Annotated in this window: 21 protein-coding genes; 16 read left to right on the forward strand and 5 right to left on the reverse strand. The window is 67.6% G+C overall.

Translation table 11 applies throughout. The features are described from left to right. Positions 1-4: 4 nt before the first annotated feature. From glmS to ACVT6V_RS13800, 11 genes are all read left to right on the forward strand, one after another. On the forward strand, positions 5-1867 hold the full coding sequence (gene glmS / locus ACVT6V_RS13750; RefSeq protein ID WP_489900316.1) for a glutamine--fructose-6-phosphate transaminase (isomerizing): 1863 nt from the start codon (positions 5-7) through the stop codon (positions 1865-1867). A 10-nt stretch (positions 1868-1877) separates the two neighbouring features. Continuing rightward, positions 1878-3317, forward strand: coding sequence for an NAD(P)H-hydrate dehydratase (locus ACVT6V_RS13755; protein WP_489900317.1), 1440 nt, complete (start codon positions 1878-1880; stop codon positions 3315-3317). Between the two features lie 34 nt (positions 3318-3351). Then, the gene (gene alr, locus ACVT6V_RS13760) at positions 3352-4485 is read left to right on the forward strand and encodes an alanine racemase (protein WP_489900318.1); all 1134 of its coding nucleotides are present in this window, start codon (positions 3352-3354) and stop codon (positions 4483-4485) included. Continuing rightward, entirely contained in the window at positions 4478-5611 is a 1134-nt protein-coding gene (locus ACVT6V_RS13765; RefSeq protein ID WP_489900319.1) for an alpha/beta fold hydrolase, read from the forward strand. The genes alr and ACVT6V_RS13765 overlap by 8 nt, the downstream gene beginning before the upstream one ends. Then, entirely contained in the window at positions 5608-6069 is a 462-nt protein-coding gene (gene tsaE / locus ACVT6V_RS13770; RefSeq protein ID WP_489900321.1) for a tRNA (adenosine(37)-N6)-threonylcarbamoyltransferase complex ATPase subunit type 1 TsaE, read from the forward strand. The genes ACVT6V_RS13765 and tsaE overlap by 4 nt, the downstream gene beginning before the upstream one ends. Further along, positions 6054-6770 carry a tRNA (adenosine(37)-N6)-threonylcarbamoyltransferase complex dimerization subunit type 1 TsaB gene (tsaB, locus tag ACVT6V_RS13775; RefSeq protein ID WP_489900322.1) on the forward strand — a complete coding sequence of 239 codons (717 nt, stop codon included), beginning with the start codon at positions 6054-6056 and terminating at the stop codon, positions 6768-6770. Before tsaE ends, tsaB begins: the two co-directional genes overlap by 16 nt. After that, positions 6767-7270 (forward strand): ribosomal protein S18-alanine N-acetyltransferase, encoded by a 504-nt coding sequence (gene rimI / locus ACVT6V_RS13780; protein WP_489900323.1) that lies wholly within the window; start codon positions 6767-6769, stop codon positions 7268-7270. Before tsaB ends, rimI begins: the two co-directional genes overlap by 4 nt. Next, entirely contained in the window at positions 7267-8319 is a 1053-nt protein-coding gene (gene tsaD / locus ACVT6V_RS13785; protein WP_489900324.1) for a tRNA (adenosine(37)-N6)-threonylcarbamoyltransferase complex transferase subunit TsaD, read from the forward strand. The genes rimI and tsaD overlap by 4 nt, the downstream gene beginning before the upstream one ends. Before the next feature lie 185 nt (positions 8320-8504). Further along, a complete protein-coding gene (gene groES / locus ACVT6V_RS13790) occupies positions 8505-8804 on the forward strand; it encodes a co-chaperone GroES (protein WP_006334733.1) in 300 nt (99 codons plus the stop codon). A 99-nt stretch (positions 8805-8903) separates the two neighbouring features. Beyond that, a complete protein-coding gene (groL, locus tag ACVT6V_RS13795) occupies positions 8904-10520 on the forward strand; it encodes a chaperonin GroEL (RefSeq protein ID WP_489900325.1) in 1617 nt (538 codons plus the stop codon). A 267-nt stretch (positions 10521-10787) separates the two neighbouring features. Continuing rightward, positions 10788-11522 carry a DUF4352 domain-containing protein gene (locus tag ACVT6V_RS13800; protein WP_489900326.1) on the forward strand — a complete coding sequence of 245 codons (735 nt, stop codon included), beginning with the start codon at positions 10788-10790 and terminating at the stop codon, positions 11520-11522. A gap of 384 nt (positions 11523-11906) precedes the next feature. On the opposite strand, the gene ACVT6V_RS13805 is transcribed toward ACVT6V_RS13800, so the two are convergent. Further along, complete coding sequence (locus ACVT6V_RS13805) at positions 11907-12203, reverse strand: WhiB family transcriptional regulator (RefSeq protein ID WP_489900327.1); 297 nt, start codon at positions 12201-12203, stop codon at positions 11907-11909. Positions 12204-12703: 500 nt separating this feature from the next. Here ACVT6V_RS13805 and ACVT6V_RS13810 point away from each other — a divergent pair, with 500 nt between their 5' ends. From ACVT6V_RS13810 to ACVT6V_RS13820, 3 genes are all read left to right on the forward strand, one after another. Continuing rightward, complete coding sequence (locus tag ACVT6V_RS13810) at positions 12704-13450, forward strand: hypothetical protein (protein WP_489900328.1); 747 nt, start codon at positions 12704-12706, stop codon at positions 13448-13450. 68 nt (positions 13451-13518) lie between these two features. Beyond that, positions 13519-14106, forward strand: coding sequence for an RNA polymerase sigma factor ShbA (shbA, locus tag ACVT6V_RS13815; protein ID WP_489900329.1), 588 nt, complete (start codon positions 13519-13521; stop codon positions 14104-14106). Continuing rightward, the gene (locus ACVT6V_RS13820) at positions 14090-15076 is read left to right on the forward strand and encodes an anti-sigma-D factor RsdA (RefSeq protein WP_489900330.1); all 987 of its coding nucleotides are present in this window, start codon (positions 14090-14092) and stop codon (positions 15074-15076) included. The genes shbA and ACVT6V_RS13820 overlap by 17 nt, the downstream gene beginning before the upstream one ends. Before the next feature lie 64 nt (positions 15077-15140). Here the strand turns inward: ACVT6V_RS13820 and ACVT6V_RS13825 are convergent, their stop codons facing one another. Then, a complete protein-coding gene (locus ACVT6V_RS13825) occupies positions 15141-15530 on the reverse strand; it encodes a DUF5319 domain-containing protein (protein WP_489900331.1) in 390 nt (129 codons plus the stop codon). 131 nt (positions 15531-15661) lie between these two features. Between ACVT6V_RS13825 and guaB the strand changes: the two genes are divergently transcribed. Then, positions 15662-17173 (forward strand): IMP dehydrogenase, encoded by a 1512-nt coding sequence (guaB, locus tag ACVT6V_RS13830; protein WP_489900333.1) that lies wholly within the window; start codon positions 15662-15664, stop codon positions 17171-17173. Positions 17174-17247: 74 nt separating this feature from the next. Further along, positions 17248-18405, forward strand: coding sequence for a GuaB3 family IMP dehydrogenase-related protein (locus ACVT6V_RS13835; protein WP_489900335.1), 1158 nt, complete (start codon positions 17248-17250; stop codon positions 18403-18405). Between the two features lie 115 nt (positions 18406-18520). On the opposite strand, the gene ACVT6V_RS13840 is transcribed toward ACVT6V_RS13835, so the two are convergent. Genes ACVT6V_RS13840 through ACVT6V_RS13850 form a run of 3 tightly spaced genes read right to left on the reverse strand, consistent with a single transcriptional unit; the run spans position 18521 to position 20434 of the window. Then, entirely contained in the window at positions 18521-19123 is a 603-nt protein-coding gene (locus ACVT6V_RS13840) for an energy-coupling factor transporter transmembrane component T family protein (protein WP_489900337.1), read from the reverse strand. Further along, positions 19120-19794, reverse strand: a complete 675-nt coding sequence (locus tag ACVT6V_RS13845) for an energy-coupling factor ABC transporter ATP-binding protein (RefSeq protein ID WP_489900338.1) — start codon at positions 19792-19794, stop codon at positions 19120-19122. Before ACVT6V_RS13845 ends, ACVT6V_RS13840 begins: the two co-directional genes overlap by 4 nt. A 28-nt stretch (positions 19795-19822) precedes the next feature. Beyond that, positions 19823-20434, reverse strand: a complete 612-nt coding sequence (locus ACVT6V_RS13850; RefSeq protein ID WP_489900340.1) for a biotin transporter BioY — start codon at positions 20432-20434, stop codon at positions 19823-19825. Positions 20435-20535 lie beyond the last annotated feature (101 nt).

Genomic DNA, 20535 nt, shown 5'->3' on the forward strand with positions numbered 1-20535 from the left:
GACTATGTGTGGAATCGTCGGATACGTCGGTCAGCGCGACGCGCTGGGCATCGTTGTCGAGGCGCTGCGACGGATGGAATACCGCGGATATGACTCGGCGGGGGTCGCGATCCTCGACGGCAAGGGTGCGACCGCGGTCGAGAAGAAGGCCGGCCGGCTGGAGAACCTGGACAAGCAGATCGCGACGGTCGGCCCGGAGAGTCTCGCCGGAACGACCGGGATGGGCCACACCCGGTGGGCCACCCACGGCCAGCCCACCGACCGCAACGCCCACCCCCATCTGAGCACGGACGGGAAGATCGCCGTCGTCCACAACGGCATCATCGAGAACTACGCCGCCTTGCGTGGCGAACTCGAGGACTTCGGCATCGAGTTCGCGTCGGACACCGACACCGAGACCGCCGTACACCTGCTCGAGGGCTACTACGCGTCGGGACCGACCGCCGGCGACTTCGTCTCCAGCGCCTACGCGGCGCTCCGTCGCCTCGAGGGTGCCTTCACCCTGCTGTTCACCCATTCCGATCACCCGGACACCATCGTCGCGGCGCGGCGGTCCACCCCGCTGGTCGTCGGTGTGGGAGATGGGGAGATGTTCCTCGGTTCCGACGTCACCGCTTTCATCGAGCACACGCGTGACGCTGTGGAGCTCGGGCAGGACGAGGTCGTGGTGATCACCGCCGAGGACTACCGCATCACGGATTTCGACGGCGACCCCCGGGCCGGGAAGCCGTTCCACATCGACTGGGACCTCGCTGCCGCGGAGAAGGCCGGCTTCGACTTCTTCATGCTCAAGGAGATCGCCGAACAGCCGGCGGCCTTGGCCGACACGCTCCTGGGGCACCTCGAGGGCGGCCGCATCATTCTCGACGAGCAGCGGTTGACCGATGACGACCTGCGCGACATCGACAAGGTGTTCGTCGTGGCCTGCGGCACCGCGTATCACGCCGGCCTGCTCGCCAAGTACGCCATCGAGCACTGGACCCGTCTGCCGGTCGAGGTGGAACTCGCCAGTGAGTTCCGCTACCGCGACCCGGTTCTGGACCGTTCGACGCTGGTCGTCGCGATCTCGCAGTCGGGTGAAACCGCCGACACGCTCGAGGCGGTGCGGCACGCCAAGGACCAGAAGGCCCGGGTGCTGGCGATCTGCAATACGAACGGCGCGCAGATCCCGCGTGAGTCCGACGCCGTGCTGTACACCCATGCCGGCCCCGAGATCGGTGTCGCGTCCACGAAGTGTTTCCTCGCGCAGATCGTCGCGGCCTACCTCGTGGGGCTCGCACTCGCCCAGGCCCGCGGCACCAAGTACGCCGACGAGGTGGCACGGGAGTTCGCGGCGATGGAGGCCATGTCAGAGGCGGTCACCGAGGTGCTGGGCACCATGGCACCGGTCCAGGAACTGGCGCGCTCACTGGCCGAGCACAACACGGTGCTCTTCATCGGTCGTCATGTCGGCTATCCGGTGGCCCTCGAGGGTGCCCTCAAGCTCAAGGAACTCGCGTACATGCACGCGGAGGGTTTCGCAGCCGGTGAACTCAAGCACGGTCCGATCGCCCTGATCGAGGAGGGTCTGCCGGTGATCATCGTGATGCCGTCGGCCGACGGACGAGCCCTCCTGCACTCGAAGATGGTCAGCAACATCCGCGAGATCCAGGCGCGGGGCGCACGCACCATCGTGATCGCCGAGCAGGATGACACCTCCGCCGCGTCCGTCGCCGATCACTTCATCCCCATCCCCAAGACACCGACATTGCTGCAGCCCTTGGTGTCCACCGTTCCGTTGCAGGTGTTCGCCGCGACGGTCGCACAGGCCCGGGGCTACGACGTCGACAAACCGCGCAACCTGGCCAAGTCGGTCACGGTCGAGTAGGTCGCCCGCCATGCCGATCCGCTACCTCACCGCCGAGGCAGTCCGGCAGGCCGAACGCGCGACCGGGAACCTGCTGGCCAACGGCACACTCATGCGCCGTGCCTCGAACGGGGTCGCGCAGGTGGTGATCACCGAGCTCCACCGGACCGGTGGGTGTTACGGACGCCAGGTCGGCCTGGTCGTCGGCGCCGGCGACAACGGCGGCGACGCCCTGTACGCCGGAGCCGCCCTGCAACGTCGCGGAGTGGCCTGCACGGCGGTTCTGCTCGCACCCGACAAAGCACACCCGGCCGGTCTGGCCGCCTTCCGCCGGGCCGGCGGCCGTCTCGTCGACGCGTTGCCACCCGCGCTGGACGTCGTGATCGACGGTGTCGTCGGGATCGGCGGTCGCGGTCCGTTGCGCCCGGGGGCAGCGGAGGTGTTCGGGTCGCTGAGGTCGCCCGGCGACGGCGGTCCGCTGGTGGTGGCTGTCGACCTGCCGTCCGGTGTCGACGCCGACACCGGTCAGGTCCACGACCCGGCGGTGCGCGCGTCGATCACCGTGACCTTCGGCGTTGGGCGGAACGCTCATCTGCTGGCCGCGCCGCAGTGCGGCCGCATCGAGGTGATCGACATCGGCATCGAACCGGCGGACATCGACGTGGCGGAGTCATTGGGTTCGCTGACCGACACCGAGGTGGGGCGGGTCTGGCCGGTACCCGGCCCCGCAGACGACAAATACACACAGGGCGTCGTCGGGGTGGTCGCCGGGTCCGCGCGGTACCCGGGCGCGGCGATCCTCGCCTCCGGCGCCGCGGTGAGCGCGACGTCGGGCATGACGCGGTACGTCGGCACCGCTGCCGCCGAAGTGGTCTCGCATTTTCCCGAGGTCGTGGCGGTGCAGTCCCTGGACGAGGCCGGGCGTGTGCAGGCATGGGTGACCGGCCCCGGGATGGGCACCGACGACACGGCGCTGCGCACACTGCGTACGATCCTGGCCACCGACCTGCCGGTGCTGGTCGACGCCGACGGACTGACCGTGGTGGCCGACCACCCGGAGCTGGTCGCCCAGCGCCGTGCGCCGACCCTGCTGACACCGCACGCGGGCGAGTTCGTCCGGTTGACGGGCCGGGAGATCGGCGCCGACCGGTTGGGTGCCGTGCGCGAACTCGCTCGACGGTGGCAGGTGTCGGTGCTGCTCAAGGGTCGGGTCACGCTGGTCGCCGACCCGGGTGGGGATGTGCTGGGCAACGACGCGGGGTCGTCGTGGGCGGCGACCGCCGGCGCCGGCGACGTCTTGTCGGGTATCGCCGGCTCGCTTCTGGCGGCCGGTCTGGAGCCCCAGGTCGCGGGGGCCGCCGCGGCCCGAGTGCACGCACATGCGGCCACGCTGGCCGCCCGCGGTGCGCCGATCGGTGCGTCCGATCTCCTGTCGGCGGTGCGGACCGCGGTTCGCGAGATCCGTCGATGACAACCACTCGCGCCGGTCTGGGACAATGGAGCCGATGACTTCATCTGCTCTGACCGCGACCATCGATCTCGATGCGATCGCCCACAACGTCGACGTCGTGCGCTCCGCGGCGCACGCCGAGGTGCTCGCCGTGGTGAAGGCGGACGCCTACGGTCATGGGGCCGTGCCGGTGGCGCGGGCTGCGCTCGCCGCAGGGGCCGCCGAACTCGGAGTGGCGCACATCACCGAGGCGCTGGCATTGCGGGAGGCCGGGGTCGACGCCCACATCACCGCGTGGCTGCACGCACCGAACGTCGATTTCGGTGCGGCGATCACCCATGACGTCGACATCGCGTTGTCCTCCGCACGTCAACTCGACGCGGTCGTGGCAGCAGCCACCCGGCTCTCGACGACCGCCACGGTGACGGTCAAGGCCGACACGGGCCTCAATCGCAGCGGTGTCGCGGCAGACGAGTGGCCGGACTTCGCCGAATCGCTGGCCAAGGCGCACGCCGACGGTGCGGTGTCGGTGCGGGCGATCATGTGTCACCTCGCTCGAGGGGACGAACCGGATCACCCGCTCAACACTGAGCAGGCGCTTCGTCTCGACGCCGCCGCCGACGACCTGCGCCGGCTCGGCGCCGGTCCCGAGGTCGTGCACATCGCCAATTCGCCTGCTGCGCTGACGCGTCCGGACCTCGCTCGGGACCTCGTGCGGCCGGGCATCGCGCTGTACGGTCGCACGCCGGTACCCGATCGTGGCGACTTCGGTCTGATCCCGGCTATGACCCTGACCGCCCAGGTCGCCCTGATCAAGAAGCTGCCTGCCGGCCAAGGGGTTTCCTACGGTCACACGTGGGTCACCCCGGCCGATACGACGATCGCGGTGCTGCCCGCCGGCTATGCCGACGGTGTCCCACGCCTGCTGTCGGGTCGTTTCACCGTGTGGATCAACGGTCGTTCCTACCCCGGGGTGGGCCGGATCTGCATGGACCAGCTGGTCGTCGACCTCGGGCCCGACGGCGGGGGAGTACGCGAGGGGGACCGGGCAGAGTTGTTCGGCACCGGCCGCGACGGGGGCCCGACCGCCCGGGACTGGGCCGACACAATCGGCACCATCGACTACGAGATCGTCTCGGGCATAGGGCAACGCGCCGCCCGGGAGTACGTGGGTGATGTCCATGAGTAACTCCGAGCGCCTCGGCTGGCTGGCCGGGATCACCGGTGTGGGTGCACTCGGCGCCGTGGCGGCGACCGGGGTCGCCCGCAACGCCGCCCGCCGGCGGACCACCGGATTGGTCGATCCCTTTGCCGGAGTGGATTTCACCACCATCTACGACGATCATGCGGTGACGGTGACGACCGATGACGGCCTCGACCTCGCAGTGCGCACGGTCGTCACGGGTCCGGCGGGCGTGGACCCGGGCACCGAGGATGTCGACCTCACCGTCGTCTTCGTGCACGGCTTCAGCCTCCGCATGGCGACCTGGCATTTTCAGCGCTATGCGCTGGCCCAGCATTGGGCCGACCGATCGATCCGGATGGTCTTCTTCGATCATCGTGGCCACGGTCGCAGCGATCCCGCGCCCGCCGCGACGTGCACGATCTCCCGACTCGCCGACGACATCGCCACGGTCATCCGGGCCACCGCACCCTCGGGACCGGTTGTCCTGGTGGGGCATTCGATGGGTGGCATGTCGCTGATGGGTCTCGCGCGACGCGATCCGGCGTTGTTCGGTCCCGACGGCCGCGTCACCGGAGTCGGACTGATCGCGACCGCGTCGCGAGGTGTCACCGAAGCCGGACTCGGTGTCGGGCTGACCAATCCGCTCCTCGACGCGTTCCGGCTGTCGGTCCGCCACGCCCCGTCGGTGGTGCGGGCCGGACGCGGGGTCACCCGACAAGTGCTCGAGCCCGTCCTGGTCGCGGCCAGTTTCGGCCCGGACTTCTACAGTCCCAACGCCGGTCGGGCGGTGGAGAAGATGATCCAGAACACGCCGATCGAGACCATCGTGAACTTCCTTCATGCCCTCGAGGATCATGACGAGTCGACGGCCCTGCCGATCCTGGCGCACTTGCCGTCGGTGGTGGTGTGCGGCAACCAGGACAGGTTGACGCCGCTGCCGAAATCGGTACGGATGTATGGGGAACTGGGTGCGGACTCCAGACTGGTGGTGGTCGACGGGGCGGGCCACATGGTCCCGATGGAGCGGCCGGACGTGGTCACCGAGGCGATCGCGGATCTCGTCGATCGGGCACGGGCGGCGTCCCCGCAGCCGCACCGGCGGTGGTGGCGGAAGTTGGTGGCACGGTGACCGAGACTGTGGCCGCGGGTATCGCCGGGTCCCGGATCCTGCCCGACGTCGCCGACACCGAGGCGCTGGGTCGCGAGCTCGCCGCGGTGTTGCAGGCCGGCGATCTGGTGATCCTCGACGGACCTCTCGGAGCAGGGAAGACCGCGATGACACGCGGTATCGCGGCGGGCCTCGACGTGGCCGGTCGGGTGTCGTCGCCGACGTTCATCATCGCGCGGGAGCACCGCGCGGCACGGCCCGGGCGGCCGGGCATGATTCACGTCGACGCCTACCGACTCGGTGGTCTCGAGGAACTCGATGCCCTGGATCTCGATTCCGACCTGACCGATTCGGTGATCGTGGTGGAGTGGGGCGAAGGTGTCGCCGAGCGACTCGCCGAGCGCCATCTGCGGGTGCGGTTGCGACGCGCACCGGAATCCGAAGTCCGCCAAGCAGAGTGGGAATGGGTGGAGCACTGATGTACGTACTGGCCATCGACACGTCGACCGATGCGGTGGTGACCGGCGTCGCGCGGATGGATCGGGACGGCACTGCACGCCCGGAAGTGCTTGCCGACCAGGCGGTCTCGGACGGACGACGCCACGCCGAGGTGCTCACCACGTTGATCCGGGACGCACTCGAGGAGGCGTCGGTGCGCCGCAGCGACCTCGATGCCGTGGTCGTCGGCTGCGGGCCCGGCCCGTTCACCGGACTTCGGGTCGGGATGGCCACCGCGGCCGCGTTCGCCGACGCCCTGGACCTACCGGTGTACGGGGTGTGCTCGCTGGACGCGATCGTCGAGGAGGAACTCGCGGTGCGGGGGGATGTGGGATCGGTGCTCGTGGTCTCCGACGCCCGCCGCAGGGAGATCTATTGGGCCACCTACCGCGACGCGCATCGCATCAGCGGGCCGGACGTCACCGCCCCGGCACACGTGGTCGCCGATCTCGCCGAGACACCGATCGACCTGGTCCTCGGATCGCCCGCGCACACCGGACTCTTCGGCCGCCCGGTCGGCGGTACGACCGTGCCAACGGTCGCCGGGCTGGTGGGCGTCGCGGCGGTGGAGCTTGGCTCGGGCACCGCTCCGGGCGCCCTCGTGCCGATGTATCTGCGTCGCCCGGATGCGGTGGAACCCAAGCGCCGTCGCCCCGCCGAACGGGCCGGGGTGGTCCGATGACGACACCCGAGCTGCTCATCGATGACCTCGACTACCCGGACATCCCGCGCTGCGCCGAGCTGGAGAAGGAGATGTTCGAGGGCGATTCTCCTTGGCCCGCAAGTGCATTCCGTGCTGAGCTCAACGCCCCGTACAACCGGTACTTCGCTGCGCGGGAACGACCGGGGGGTGAGATCGTCGGGTATGCGGGCATCTCCACCCTCGGCCCGGTCGGTGCCCACGAATGTGAGGTCCACACGATCGCGGTGGCTCCATCACACCGTGGACGCGGCTTCGGACGTGCGCTGCTCGTGGCGATGCTCGAGGTTGCCGACGACTGCGGGGCGCCGGTGTTCCTCGAGGTGCGCACCGACAACGACACCGCGATCTCGCTCTACGAACGTCACGGGTTCGTGCGCTCCGGGATTCGTCGCAACTATTACCAGCCGTCGGGCGCCGACGCCTACACGATGATCCGGCCGGCCACGACGTCGGCACTGCAGTCCGGGGGCAACTCGTGATCGTGATGGGTATCGAGAGTTCATGCGACGAGACCGGTGTCGGCATCGTCCGGTGGGAACGCGACGGTGTCGGCGACGGCGGGCGGGGAACCGCCGCGTTGTTGGCCGACGAGGTGGCCTCCAGCGTCGACGAGCACGCGCGATTCGGGGGTGTGGTCCCGGAGATCGCGTCCCGGGCGCACCTGGAGGCCATCGTGCCGACCATGCAACGCGCCCGTGAGGCCGCCGGTGTCGACCGGCCGGACGCGATAGCGGTGACCATCGGTCCCGGTCTCGCCGGCGCCCTTCTCGTGGGGGTCGCGGCGGCGAAGGCGTACGCACTCGCCTGGGATGTGCCACTGTTCGCGATGAACCATCTCGGTGGTCATGTCGCGGTCGACACCCTCGAACACGGCCCGATGCCCGAATGTGTCGCCCTCCTCGTCTCCGGCGGCCACACCCACCTGCTGCATGTCACCGATCTCGCCGAGCCGATCACCGAACTCGGTACGACGGTCGACGACGCGGCCGGAGAGGCCTTCGACAAGGTGGCAAGGTTGCTCGACCTGGGCTTCCCGGGTGGTCCCGCGTTGGACCGGGCCGCAGCCCAGGGGGATCCGCGTGCGATCGCCTTCCCCCGGGGCATGACCGGCCCACGCGATGCCCGCTACGACTTCTCCTTCAGTGGCGTCAAGACCGCGGTCGCGCGTTACGTCGAGAAATGCGAGCGCGAGAGCGTCGACGTGCCCATACCCGATATCTCGGCGTCGTTCCAGGAGGCCGTCGCCGACGTCCTCACGATGAAGGCGATCCGCGCCTGCACCGATCTCGAGGTCGACACCCTGGTGCTCGGTGGTGGTGCGACCGCGAACTCCCGGATCCGTTCGCTCGCCCAAGAGCGCTGCGCCGCGGCCGGAATCACCCTGCGGGTGCCGAAACCCCGCCTGTGCACCGACAACGGAGTGATGATCGCGACCCTGGGTGCGCATGTCATCGGCGGGGGAGCGGCGCCGTCGCCGCTCACCGTCGCGACCGATCCGGGGATGTCGGTACAGGTCAGTCAGCTCTAGGACGACTCGGGTGCGACTTTTGCAGCCTCCGCCCTTGAGTGCTGGCACTCGCATGTATAGAGTGCTAGTCGGCACTGTGAGAAGCCTCGTTCACCCGCGACGGCGAGGATTCGGTCAGGGCCATGAACGTGCACAATTTCGATTCATCGTTCAACAACTCAGTACGAAAGTTGAGGAACCACATCGTGGCGAGCGTGAACATCAAGCCGCTTGAGGACAAGATCCTGGTGCAGGCCGTGGAGGCAGAGACGACCACCGCGTCCGGTCTGGTCATCCCGGACACCGCCAAGGAGAAGCCGCAGGAAGGCACCGTCATCGCGGTCGGCGAAGGTCGGGTTACCGAGCAGGGCAACCGCGTCCCGGTCGACGTCAAAGAAGGCGACACCGTCATCTACAGCAAGTACGGCGGCACCGAGATCAAGTACGCCGGTGAGGAGTACCTGATCCTGTCGGCACGCGACGTGCTGGCCGTCATCGGCAAGTAAGACCCACGACTTCTCGTGTGTCTGTCCGCCCCGGTGCCCTCGTCGGGCCCCGGGGCGGTGCCATTTCTCCACTGCTCTCCCGCACTGTGAAAGAGACCCATGCCCAAACAGATTGAATTCGACGATGTAGCGCGCCGCGCACTCGAGCGCGGCATCAATCAACTCGCCGACACCGTGAAGGTCACCCTCGGGCCGCGTGGCCGGCACGTCGTGCTGGCGAAGGCCTTCGGTGGGCCGAACGTCACCAACGACGGTGTGACCATCGCCCGCGACGTCGACCTCGAGGATCCGTTCGAGAATCTCGGCGCCCAGCTGGTGAAGTCCGTGGCCACCAAGACCAACGATGTCGCAGGTGACGGCACCACCACCGCGACCGTCCTGGCTCAGGCGATGGTCACCGCCGGCCTGCGCAACGTGACCGCCGGTGCCAACCCCATCGCGCTCGGGATCGGCATCGGCAAGGCGGCGGACGCGATCAGCGAAGAACTGCTGCGTGTCGCCACCCCGGTCGACGGCGAGAAGGCGATCGCCCAGGTCGCCACCGTGTCGTCACGTGACGAGGAAGTCGGGACCATGGTCGGCAAGGCCATGACCCGTGTCGGGGTCGACGGTGTGGTCACCGTCGAAGAGGGCTCCGGCCTGTCCACCGACCTCGACATCACCGAGGGCGTCCAGTTCGACAAGGGCTACCTGTCCCCGTACTTCGTCACCGATGCCGACAGCCAGGAGGCTGTGCTCGAGGACGCGCTTGTGCTGCTCTACCGTGACAAGATCAGCTCGCTGCCGGACTTCCTGCCGCTGCTGGAGAAGGTCGCCGGCGCCGGCAAGGCGCTGCTCATCGTCGCCGAAGACGTCGAGGGCGAACCGCTCTCGACGCTGGTCGTCAACTCGATTCGTAAGACCATCAAGGCCGTCGCCGTGAAGGCGCCGTTCTTCGGTGACCGCCGCAAGGCGTTCCTGGAGGATCTGGCCGTGGTCACCGGCGGAACCGTCATCTCCTCCGACATCGGGCTGACCCTCGCCGAGGCCGACCTCGACCTGCTCGGCTCGGTGCGTCGGGTGGTGGTCACCAAGGACCTGACGACGATCGTCGAGGGCGCAGGAACCTCCGAGGACATCGCCAAGCGTTCGGACCAGCTGCGCCGGGAGATCGAGGCCAGCGATTCCGACTGGGACCGTGAGAAGCTCGCCGAGCGGCTCGCGAAACTGGCCGGTGGCGTCGCGGTGATCCGCGTCGGTGCCGCCACCGAGACTGCGCTCAAGGAACGCAAGCACCGCGTCGAGGACGCGGTGGCGGCGGCGAAGGCTGCGGTCGAGGAGGGAATCATCACCGGCGGCGGTTCGGCGCTCGTGCAGGCCTCGAAGGTTCTCGACGCGGTTGCCGCCGACCTGTCCGACGATGAGGCGCTCGGCGTGCGCGTGGTGCGCGACGCACTGCGCGCGCCGCTGTACTGGATCGCCGGCAACTCCGGTGTCGACGGTGCTGTCGTCGTGGCCCGGGTGGCCGAGTCCGAGCACGGTCAGGGCTTCAACGCGGCCACGCTGACCTACGGCGACCTGCTCGCCGACGGGATCATCGATCCCGTCAAGGTGACCCGGTCGGCCGTGGTGAACGCGGCGTCGGTGGCGCGGATGGTGCTCACCACCGAGACCGCGATCGTCGACCGGCCCGAAGAGGCTCCGGCCCACGGCCACGGACACGGTCACGCGCACTGATTGAGGTACCAAGACCAAAGAGACCCCCGCCTCGGCGGGGGTCTCTTTGTCGATATTGATAGCCGCACACAGCAGCACAGCTCGGTCAAGGCGGCGCCGGGAAGGATATTCCCAGGGGTTGCGTGGCGTTCACTGGTCGTCGCCAGCCTGCGCCGTACCGGCGACCAACTCGGCGGTAGACAAATCGTTGCTGCTACGCACTTTGTCGGGCGCTGTGGTTATGCTTTCCCCGCCTATAGGTGAGCAGCAAACAGAGACGGGACTTTTATGACGCAGCCAATGCCGGGTTGGTATCCAGATCCATCTGATCCGAGGCGTCAGCGTTACTTCGATGGCAGGGCGTGGACCGAGAACTACGCCCCGTTCGGCGTACCAACACCTGGCGTTGGCCAACAGGTGAATGCCCAATTCGACGTACCAACATCAGGCGTTGGCCAACCTGCGAAGCGTGGCAAGTCCACAGGAATGAAGCTCGGGCTTGGGCTGGGAGCGGTAATTCTGGGGTTATTCACCCTTGGCTCCATCATCGATCGCGAAGAGAGCGGCGAGACCAAGTCCAGCTCGACCGCGGCGACCTCGTCTGGCACCGACGAGTCGACGTCGACCCCTGTGAGGCCTGCGGCCGATGTGGCCGCTCCCGCAGGGTCCGCCGTCCGTGACGGTAAGTTCGAGTTCCAGGTTCTCGGGGTCGATCGGTCGGCCACTAAAGAGGGCGTGTTCAAGCCGGAGCAGGCCAAGGGCGAGTTCTTCATCGTCCGTCTGCGGGTGACGAACGTCGGTGACGATGCCCGGAGTTTTTTCGCATCGAACCAGCATCTGATTATCAAGGGCAATAAATACGACGCGAACAGCTCGATCAGCGACGAGAACTGGATGGAGGACATCAACCCCGGCCTCAGTATCGAAGCGACCGTGACGTTCGACGTACCTCAGCGTGCTGTGCCTGAAGCAATCGAGTTCCACGACTCGGCGTTCTCAGGGGGAGCATTGCTCGCGCTTTGAGGAGGCTCTTCGGCACCACGAGTGGTCGGCACCAGAAGTGCGGTCGACAGATCCGGGCGTGTCCAACTTCTCTGCTACGCCGGCAAGGTGTTGCCCTCCTGGTTGGCCCCAATTGCTCAGAGCGGCGAGCTGGCGGCGCTCAGGTGAGGCAGTAGCTCCGTGGCGTGGCCGATCCGGATCACCGGTGGGATACGTGTCGGCGACATTTAGTACATCTGAATCAACCGAGACCGCCATCGTCGATCGGCCACATGCGGCCGGTGCGGACGCGCAGGACACGGTCACGCGCACTGACGCCCGAGGTCCCGACACACAATGGGGGCATCGATCCGGATGGATCGATGCCCCCATTGGCGTCGAAGCGTTTCTTGCGGTCGAGACCCTCTAGCTGGCGATACGGCGGCCGACGCCGCGTTTCATCAGCATGCTGCGCTCGGATTCCGAGAGACCGCCCCAGATCCCGTACGGTTCGGCCACGGCCAGAGCATGTTCGCGGCACTGGGCGATCACCGGGCACTGATGGCACATCTCTTTCGCGCGCCGTTCCCGCTGGGCGCGGGCCCGTCCGCGCTCGCCGTCAGGATGAAAGAACATCGATGAGTCCACACCGCGGCACAGACCCTCCATTTGCCAATCCCAGATGTCGGCGTTCGGACCAGGGAGATGATTGGGCTGAGGCATGACAGCGAACTCCTTGTCGTCAGAGTGTGGCACTCGTATTCAGCGGCGCATTCACACAGTAGGCAAGCAAAAGAAATCGAGTCAATCCCGCCAAATGCAGGGTCAACGATGGTGAAATTTCCGAAATTGTTAACGCTGCGTTGACTATGGAACGGCGAGTACCATACGTCTCGAGAGTGATGCGTGTGGCCCCTCCGGAGGTGATCGTAGTGCCCGTTGACCTGCAAGTTTCGTTGCGCGAGGTGGCATTTCGGGGCTCGTTTCGCCGCGTGACAGCAGCGTGACACCACAACGGTCGATTAACACCACGGAAACGCCACGATTATTCGGGCGTGATGTGCAGCGCGGATTAATGTTTGTGACGGCAGGTTAAATTCAGGAAAACTGGAACAGGTTACACTCGTTTCGGCGGGCTGCCACGGAGTCGAAAAATAGGGTTTGAAATGGGGGAATGTACGCGCGGGTATGTGCTGTGGGCGCGTGCCGTCGAACAGGGAGGCATGGGTCACACTGCGGCCGCATTCACGGTATTGGACGCTGTCGTGAGGCTCGGGGCGGCCGTCGACGACGCACCCCTTGTCTCGCTCGCTCTGTCGACACGGGCGTCGCTGTTGCGGCAGGCGGGTCGCCACACCGACGCGGCAGCGTTCGACGGACGGGCATTGGCATTGCTCGGGTGCGCCCGGCCGGGGCGGACGCCGGTGGAGCGGGCGGCGATTCTGGACGGGCTCGTCGGTCTGGCCGCCGATCATCTCGGGCAGCTTCGCCTCGGGTCGAGCGCTCGACTGCTGACCCGTGCCCGCGCGCTGGTGGTGGTAGATGAGGACGATTGGCTCGGTGGACGGCGGCCCGCACTGCGGATCGAGTGGGTCTCGGCCGAGTTGGCGATCTATTCCGGCGACCCGGCGGGCGCCGCGGCGCATGCGCAGGCAGGAACACGGTTGGCTCTTGTCGACGGGACCCCTGAGCGACACCGGGTCAAGACCGCGCTGATCGCCGCTGCGGCCGTGGCCGCCGGTGGGGAGGGACGGCGAGCCGCCGAACTCGCGACAGAGGTCACCGAGCGCGCTCAGGGTGCGGGGCTGCTGCCGCTGTCGTGGGCCTCTCTGGCATTGCGGGTCGGTCTGGATCCCGGCGACCGCCGGCTGGCCGAGAATTTGGCCCGGACGCGGGCCGAACTGGTCCGCCGAGGTGTTCCGTTCCCGTGGGTGCCGGTGGGTGATCGGTCTGTGGCCGGAGGTGGATAAGGTGACGGTGGTACACGGCGCACTGGCAACACCACCACACACATGTAACACGGGGATCTCAGCTGACGATGAAACTGACGGGTGTTGAGCTGGACGAGGCTGTCCGTGCCGCAGGGCAGGGCGATCGTGCCGCGCTCACGTCAGTTCTCGAGAGTGTGCAGGACGCGATCCTGCGCTACTGCCGAGGGCGAATTGGAGTCGGAGAGCGCCATCTGTTCTCCGCCGACGATATCGCGCAGGAGGCGTTGATGGCGGTGATGACAGCGCTGCCCCGGTACCAGGACCAGGGCAGGCCGTTCATGGCCTTCGTGTACGGCATTGCCGCACACAAGGTCGCCGACGCGATGCGGGTGGCCGGCCGGGTCAAGGCAGATCCGGTGGAGACACTCCCGGAGACCGGGACATTCGCCGGTGGCCCGGAGCAGATGGCTCTCGACGCCGATGCGAGCCGGCGGATGCGGGCGCTGCTCACGATCCTGCCCGAGCGGCAGCGAGAGGTCCTGGTCCTCCGATTGGTAGTCGGACTGTCGGCCGAGGAGACCGCGGACGCGATCGGCAGCACGCCCGGTGCGGTGCGGGTGGCCCAACACCGCGCACTGGCGAAATTGAAAGACACACTGAGGAAGGCAGGTGAGGTCGATGAGCGACGAGCGTGACCCTGCCGAGGTCGGTTGGGATCTGAACCAGCCGATCGACATGACCTCTGTACATGTCGACGACGATTTCATCGAGGCGCTGTCGCAGGATCATCCGGTGCCGACGCGCGACGACGCCGAGTATCAGCTCGCCGAGCTCATGTCGGGCTGGCGGCACGAGGTCCTCGAGACGCCGATGCCGGACCTGCCCACGGTCGACGAGGTGGAGGCGGCGATCGCCGCCACCGAGCGTGTGCAGCGGGGTCGCGGAGTCGTCCGCCATCTGAGGGTGGCGTCAGGCGTCGCGGCGATCGTCGTGATCGCGGGTGCCGGATTGACCGTGCTCGCCGAGGGTTCGTCTCCCGGGGATCCGCTGTGGGGCGTCAAACGTGTCGTGTTCTCCGAGGCCGCGAGCCAGACGCAGGCCGCAATGGATGTGCAGTCGAACCTCGAGAAGGCCGAGGCCGCGATGGCCGGTGGCGACACGGCGCAGGCTGCCGAGCTGATCGCCAAGGCGCAGAAGGATCTCGACCCGGTCCGTGACTCCGCGACCCGGGATCGCATGAACGAGTGGATCAAGCGGCTGGAGGCCGATGCCAGTTCGGCGAAGTCGTCCTCCGCGGCCTCATCGTCCGCCTCATCCAAGGCGCCGGCCGCCGGTTCGAGCACCGATCAGAGTACGGGCCCGAGCACGCCTCCCCGGGACCTGCGTCGCGAGACCGGTGGCGGTTCGGTCACGGTGACCGTACCGACCTCGCAGAACCCCAATCCGACGCAGGGCACGCCGAATCCTCCCGACGACACGACCGGTCAGACCGGCACCGACAACACCGGTACGTCGCAGCCACAGGAGCCGGCACCGCCGACCGTGACGACCACGACTCCGACGCCGACGTCGTCTCCGGCCGACCTTCCCGTGCCGTCGGGTGGACAGGGCGCGCCGGATCTGTCGACCACGACCACGCCTGCGCCTGCCGGCTGGTTCTGGTGACGTCGATCGTCGATACCTCAGGACATCTCGGTCTCTGAGGTGTCTGTGCTACCGCGCCCGCGGCTCAGCGTTCGTCGTCGATGTGGCTGCGCGCATCCGCGTAGCCACGGCAGTAATCCCACGTGACATAGGAATCGGGCCGTGGATCGACGGCCGGCTCATGAGGTCGCACGGTTCCGTCGATCAACAGCTGCAGGAGGTTGGCTCGCAGCATGTCCCAATCGTGGTAATGGTCTTCGTGACAGTCCTCACACACGACGACGAGGCCGCGGATGCCGCGATGTGCGAGCAGCGCCTCGTACACCGCCAGGTCGGCGAGGTCCTCCTCTACCGCCATCCGCTCGTTCTCGTCGAGCGGGATCCCTGGCTCGACCGAGTCCAGCGCCGATGCCGGGTCGCTGGGATCATCGGCGAAGGGGTCGGGCGGCAAGCCGGGGGGAAGGTGGTCACGCACACTTCCACGGTAACGGATCCACCGGCCTCGGTGGCGTGAGGACTCCACAGGCCGCGTGGTTCGCCCGGTGTGCCCGACGGCACGGTGCGGGGTGAGCCCGAACACTGCACGGGTGCCGATACCATGGAGAGATGACGCACGTTCGCACCGGTGGAGATGACCCCGGCAAGGTCGCGATGCTCGGCCTGACCTTCGACGACGTCCTGTTGCTGCCCTCGGCTTCCGACGTCATTCCCAGTGACGCGGACACGTCGTCCCGGGTCACCAAGAACATCACGCTCAAGGTGCCCCTGGTCAGTTCGGCGATGGACACGGTCACCGAGGCACGGATGGCGATCGCCATGGCCCGTGCCGGCGGGATGGGTGTGCTGCACCGCAACCTGTCGATCGAGGATCAGGCAGGTCAGGTCGAGACAGTGAAACGGTCGGAAGCCGGCATGGTCACCGACCCGGTGACCTGCTCGCCGACCAACACGCTGGCCGAGGTGGACACCATGTGTGCCCGCTACCGCATCTCCGGGCTGCCGGTGGTCGACGCGACCGGCGAGCTCGTCGGCATCATCACCAACCGTGACATGCGGTTCGAGGTGGACCAGTCGCGACCGGTCTCCGAGGTGATGACCAAGGCTCCGCTGATCACCGCACAGGAAGGTGTCTCCGCCGAGGCCGCGTTGGGTCTGCTGCGCCGCAACAAGGTGGAGAAGCTGCCGATCGTCGACGGCAACGGGAAGCTGACGGGTCTGATCACCGTCAAGGACTTCGTCAAGACCGAGCAGCATCCGCTGGCGACCAAGGACGCCGACGGCCGGTTGCTGGTCGGTGCGGCGGTGGGAACCGGTGACCCGCAATGGGATCGTGCGATGGCGCTGGCCGACGCCGGTGCCGACGTGATCATCGTGGACACCGCGCACGCGCATAACCGGCTCGTGCTGGACATGGTGGCGAAACTCAAGGCCGAGGTGGGGGACCGTGCCCAGATCGTCGGCGGCAATGTCGCCACTCGTGAGGCGGCCCTGGCTCTCGTCGAGGCAGGGGCGGACGCCGTCAAGGTCGGCGTCGGTCCCGGCTCGATCTGTACCACCCGGGTCGTCGCCGGTGTCGGAGCGCCGCAGATCACCGCGATCATGGAGGCCGTGGCGGTGTGCAAGCAGCACGACGTGCCGGTGATCGCCGACGGCGGACTGCAGTACTCCGGTGACATCGCCAAGGCTCTGGCCGCGGGGGCGTCGACGGCGATGCTCGGATCGCTGCTCGCCGGCACCGCCGAAGCGCCCGGCGAATTGATCCTGGTGAACGGCAAGCAGTTCAAGAGCTACCGCGGCATGGGGTCGCTCGGCGCGATGCAGGGCCGCGGTCAGGCGAAGTCCTACTCCAAGGACCGCTACTTCCAGGACGACGTCCTCAAAGAGGAGAAGCTCGTTCCCGAGGGCATCGAAGGCCGCGTCCCGTTCCGTGGACCGCTCGCACAGGTGATCCACCAGCTCGTCGGTGGCCTGCGCGCAGCGATGGGATACACCGGGTCGACGTCGATCACCGATCTCCACCAGGCGCGGTTCGTCCAGATCACCGCGGCAGGTCTCAAAGAATCGCATCCGCACGACATCACGCTCACCGCCGAGGCACCCAACTACTATTCCCGCTGAAGCTCGTTCGGTCCCCGACCACATCGGGTCGGGGTCGATCGGCGAACTCCTTCGCGTAGCAGAAAGGCGCAACGGTGCGTGACCTTGTGGACATCGGTATGGGGCGTACGGCCCGCCGGACGTTCGAACTCGATGACATCAGCATCGTGCCGTCCCGTCGGACGCGATCGTCCAAGGATGTCTCGACGGCCTGGCAGATCGATGCCTACCGGTTCAGCTCGCCGATCCTGAGCCATCCGACCGACGCGCTGGTGTCCCCGGCGACAGCCATCGAACTGGGCAGGCTCGGCGCGCTCGGCGTGATCAACGGCGAGGGCCTGTGGGCGCGGCACCGCGACGTCGACGACAAGCTCGTCGAGCTGGCATCGGTCGCGGCGGAGAGCCCCGATCCCTTCGCGGCAGTTCGGCTGCTGCAGCAACTGCATTCGGCGCCGTTGGACCCCGCCCTGCTCGGCGCGGCGGTCGCTGCCGTGCGCGACGCCGGGGTCACCACCGCCGTGCGCGTGAGTCCGCAACACGCTCCGGAACTGACGCCGGCCCTGCTGGAGGCGGGTGTCGAGATCCTCGTCGTGCACGGCACCATCATCTCGGCCGAGCATGTCGCCCAGACCGACGCCGACGGGGTGGCGCGAGAGCCACTGAACCTCAAGACGTTCATCGCGGAGTTGGACGTGCCGGTGATCGCCGGTGGTGTGCACGACCATCGCACCGCGCTTCATCTCATGCGTACCGGTGCTGCCGGTGTGATCGTCGGGTATGGCTCGGCCGCCGGTGCGACCACGACCGGCGAGGTGCTCGGTATCGGGGTGCCGATGGCGACCGCGATCGCCGACGCGGCCGCCGCGCGTCGCGAATATCTCGACGAGACCGGCGGACGATATGTGCACGTCATCGCCGACGGTGACATCCACACCTCCGGCGACCTCGCGAAGGCGATCGCCTGTGGAGCCGACGCTGCGGTGCTCGGCACGCCGCTCGCCGCCTCGGCCGAGGCGCCGGGTCGCGGCTGGTACTGGCCGTCGGCCGCCGCACATCCGGACACGCCGCGGGGCGCGCTGCTGCAGGTCGCCACCGAGCAGAACCGACCGAGCCTGCAATGTGTGCTGAACGGACCGTCCCAGGATCCCTTCGGTGAGCTGAATCTGGTCGGCGCACTTCGTCGTTCGATGGCCAAGGCCGGCTACAGCGACCTCAAGGAGTTCCAGAAGGTCGGCCTGTCGCTGCACGCCTGACATCGCAGTGCACACCCACGCTTCCGTGACCTGCGTTCGTCCCCCGGGTATCGCCAGACCCTCCACAAGCCCATGGGGGAGATGACGATACCCGGGGGACGAACCCGGTAGTGGGTCAGTCCAGTCCGCGGGCGATGAGTGTCTCGGCGAACCCGTCCGCGGTGCGCAGTGCGGCGATCACCACGGGTGCCACCAGAATCCTTGCGCCGGGCCGTAATCCGCGGGCCTTGCGGGCTTCGTCGACCTGACCGACGACGTCGACCATCAGTGGGATCGACCGGATGGCCAGTGCGAGGGTGAGCGCGATGAGGTCGGTGCGCACCCCGAAGCGACGAAGTGGGCCCAGCGCACCGACGATGGCGTCGAGCACGGCAGATGTGCGAGTCGTCAACGAGACCGCCGCGGCCAGTGCGACCGACGCCGCGAGCACCGCGCACACCACCAGTGCGCGTTGCCAATCGGTGAAGATCACCTGAAAGACGCCGACGAACAGCAGCACCCACAGCACCGGCCGCAACTGTCGCCAGGCCTCGCGAGGACCGATGCCGCCCAACGCGAACACCCCTGCCACACAGGCGGCGAGCACACCGACCGCCGCCGGGGTGCGCACGGTGAAGCTGATGGCCAGGATCGCCGCGCCGAGTGAGAGCAGTTTGACACCCGCGGGCAGCCGGTGCAGCAGTGAATGGCCCGGGCGGTAGACGCCGAGCGCGGTCACGCCATCAGCTCGCGGTAGGCGGCGACGGCCGCGGCGGGCGTGTCGTCGGCGACCACACGTCCGTCGTCGAGCACGATGACCCGGTCGTAGTCGGTGACCATGTCGAGGTCATGGGTGAGCACGATCAGTTGTTCGTCGAGTCCGGCGAACACCCGTTGCAGCATCAGGCTGTTGCGGAGATCGAGCAACGTCGTGGGTTCGTCGGCGACCAGCACCGACGGACCCGTGACCATCACCGATGCCAGTGCGAGTAGTTGTTTCTGGCCACCCGAGAGGCGATGCGCGGGATGGTCGGCGTGATCTGCGAGACCGAACTGGGCCAAGACCTCCGCGGCCCTGGCCCGACGCTCCACGCGGTCGGACACAGTCCGGGTCAGGGACAGTTCGATGTCCTCGGCGACCGTCGGCATGATGATCTGTCGGTCCGGGTCACTGAAGATGAAACCGACCTCGCGTCGGACCTTCCGTTTCTCCCGGGTGGCATCGATTCCGTTGACGATCACCGACCCCTGATCGGGTGTGACCAGGGCGTTGATCATCCGGGCCAGCGTCGACTTTCCGCTCCCGTTGGCGCCGATGATGCCGATGCGCCGTTCGGTCAGCTCGAGGTCGATGTCGCGCAACACCACCCGGTCGTCGAACGCATGCCCGACAGCCCGGAACACGATCATGGGGCGCACTGGATCACCGACGGGCCGATCAGTGGATGCGGCGCAGCCGGATCGGCGTGATCAATCCGGGGTAGGCGCGGTGGACCTGCGACGCGACCAGAGCGGTCACCACCGCCTTCGCGATGTCACCGGGGATGTAGGTGCCGTTGGTGGAGATCGCCGCCCAGAGCGTGAGGTCGGTGCGCAACAGCAGCCCGACGATCCCGCACGCGTAGATCACCACCATGCCACCGACGATGTTGATGACGATGCCCCAGAGGATCCGGTACTTCGGCATCATCAGCGCGGTGGCCAGGCCGATCACGACGACCGCAGGCAGGAATCCGACGAAGAAGCCGGCGGTGGGCGACGACAGCGCCACGAGGCCGCTGCGACCGCCGGCGAGGATCGGTAGGCCGGCGATCGCCAGGACGGCGAAGATCACCACGGCAAGCGTGCCCTTGCGCGGCCCGAGGATCGCGCCGGCGAGCATCACACCCAGGGTCTGAAGGGTGATGGGTACACCCGACGACCCGATGGTGATGGTGCCGGGCAGACCGAGCGCGGCGATGAGGGCCGCGAACACCGCGGCCTGCGTGAGATCGGCCACCGAGAGCGAGAATCGCCGCGACGACGTGCGGTGGTCGGTGGTCTCGGACATGCACAGCATTATGTCGGGTGGAGGTCACGGCCGGTTTACCGGGTGTCATCACCAGGCCGTGTCTCCCGATGACCTTCGCAGGTCGTGACGGCTCTAGACTT

The organism is Gordonia sp. LMA167 (genome assembly GCF_058130025.1).